At 53.2% G+C, this 2,402-nt stretch carries 1 protein-coding gene; it reads left to right on the forward strand.

Annotated features, from left to right (window positions below):
* Nucleotides 1-1,001: 1,001 nt before the first annotated feature.
* The gene (locus tag ACR0EK_RS20255) at nt 1,002-2,177 is read left to right on the forward strand and encodes an alpha/beta hydrolase (RefSeq protein ID WP_480774596.1); all 1,176 of its coding nucleotides are present in this window, start codon (nt 1,002-1,004) and stop codon (nt 2,175-2,177) included.
* The last annotated feature ends 225 nt before the right edge of the window (nt 2,178-2,402 follow it).

The following is a 2,402-nucleotide window of genomic DNA, read 5'->3' on the forward strand; positions in this document are numbered from 1 at the left end:
TGATCATTTTTGTTGGGTGCCTTCTTTTTCGAGGCGCTTTGGGTCAAGTGAAGCCAGTGACCGCCAATTTGACAGAATTGCACCCTCAAAATGTGCAGTTAACTGCAAACTGTCGGGGCGATACCTTTCTATCTCAGGTTACCATAACCAGTCCGCACAGGACATTCCGTTATTAGCACTGCCACCGCTCCGAAACCATCCTTACACCGAGACGAAACCTCTGACTCAAGGGCGGTATGGAGCGACAAAAACGGTCTATGTTCGTGATAATTTGTGCTCCATTCTGGTTTTATTTTGGTAAAATGTATCAATTCGTTTGCCCGGTCAAGAAAAAGCAACAAAAAGCCACACGATCGCAAATCGTTTTAACTTTGGGGCACAGGCAGTGCACTGGAGGAGTTTCATCCAATCGAAAAACCGCTGAATTGCGCCGGGTACTCTGGAAGCTTCGATCCCTGGATAGGGTGAGGCCAAGGTAAAAAACAGCAAACAAACATCCTTTTGGAGCCCACAAACGTGCGGCGGGAGCCGGACAGCCAAGAGTGGTAAAATTCTGGTGCGAACCTTTTCAGTGCAGGAAACGTTCATGACTATTCGCACATGCCCTTCACCTTGATGAACATCTGGCCCGTTTCATAGCCGTTTTCACATGGTCCCTTTCGCCTTTGCGTAGCTTCACATTGTAAAAGACTCATCAAGAAGCCGACCCCGAAATCGGCGAACATTGGTTAATGTGGCCGATTACTCGAACTCTTCAAACGTCTCTCTGACAACATCATCCACGGTCACGGCCCGCAATCTGCTGCCATCGTTGTCGCAGGCATCCTCTAAGGCTTGCCAAAGATGGTCCATTTGCAAAAATGGTTGAAAGCTCGTGCCGGCAGATCTCAATGCGGCGGAAATTCTGGGGCGTAAAGTGTCTGATGCATAGGTTCTGTTGGCTAATTTTCTTCATAACCCTGACGGGGTGCGCGGCGAAAACCTACAATGAAATTGACATCATGCCTTCGCCAACGGTCTTTGCCAATGGCACGCTTGACCCGTTCGGGGATGTGACCGAGGGCAATTTTGAGGCGCGGACGCGTCTGTTTTACGCAACCGACCGCCAGCCTGCGGAACCGGACGACCCACAGAAAAGCTACAATAACGCACGGGGGCACGTGTTGCGGGCGGGTGTCGCGCAGGTTGCGTCGGACCCGCCGCTTGAAAGCTGGGAAAACGCAAGGCGCATCACGCTCGCCGCGGCGCGGGATCGGGACTATAGGCTACGTGTGGCGGGCGTGACCGAGACCGGCATTCTGCCGTTCAGCGCAATCAAATACATGGATACGCCACCCAGCCGTGCCGAGGTCGAATCTGCCGGTCGCCGTTTTGCGTCACAAATCAATGCGCAATTGGCGCAATCGGCCAACAACGACATTTTCATTTACATCCACGGCTATAATGTGGACTTCGACTATTCCACCCTGGTCTCAAGCCAGTTGCAGCATTTCCTGGGCTATCAGGGCGCTTTCATCAGTTACAATTGGACAGCAACCCCAAGTACGCTGGCCTATTTCCGCGATCAGGAATCGGCGCTGGCCTCGCGACGCTATCTGCGCGAGCTGATTGCCTTTCTTTCGACTCATACCGATGCCCGTCGCATTCACCTGATCGGCTACAGCGCCGGGACTAGGCTGGCCTTTGATGCCGCTTATCAAATCGCGTTGGGAGCCGAGGAAAATGCGCGGTTGGGCAAACTCATCCTGATCGGCAGCGACCTGGACCGCGCTTATTTCCTTCATGCTATCGAGGACGGTCTTCTCGATGCGGTTACGGACCTGACGATCTATCAGTCGCAAACGGATTCCGCGCTGGCGATGTCTAGGTTTGTCTTTGGCCGCAAGCGCGTCGGAGAGACCTCGCCGCCCGGCGAAGCAGTGCCTGCGGTGCAAGCGGAACTGGCCCGGACCCCAAGGCTGCATGTCATCGACGTGACGGATGCCGAAGAGGCGGGCACTGGCAACGGGCATTGGTACTTCCGGTCTTCACCATGGGCCAGCAGCGATCTTTTCCTGTCATTGCTGACCAACAAAGACCCCGCCGCGCGCGGACTGGTGCGCGCACCCGGCGAAGTCATCTGGCGTTTTCCAGACGATTATCCGCAAAGGATCAGGGAACTGGGGCGTTTGTACTGAAGGAAAGGAACCGTCTGGTTATCCCCGTCTATTCTCTATTCTGATCAGCTTTCCACACGAGGCTCCCTCGGATCACATTGAAACTCTTATGTAAGGTTATCCATAGGTCGGACTTATGACGTTGAAGGTATAATCGATTTTTCTTGGCATATTAATCTGTCAAGATACCATTGCTCAAATGTGAATTTTACGCCGCGCAAGAATGGCGAACCTGTCAAACAATTC

This window comes from Ruegeria sp. AE4 (assembly GCF_056542185.1).

What these genes read in the sequence shown, in the direction of transcription:
- ACR0EK_RS20255 (WP_480774596.1), top strand. Translation starts at nt 1,002, where the DNA reads ATGCCTTCGCCAACGGTCTTTGCCAATGGCACGCTTGACCCGTTCGGG.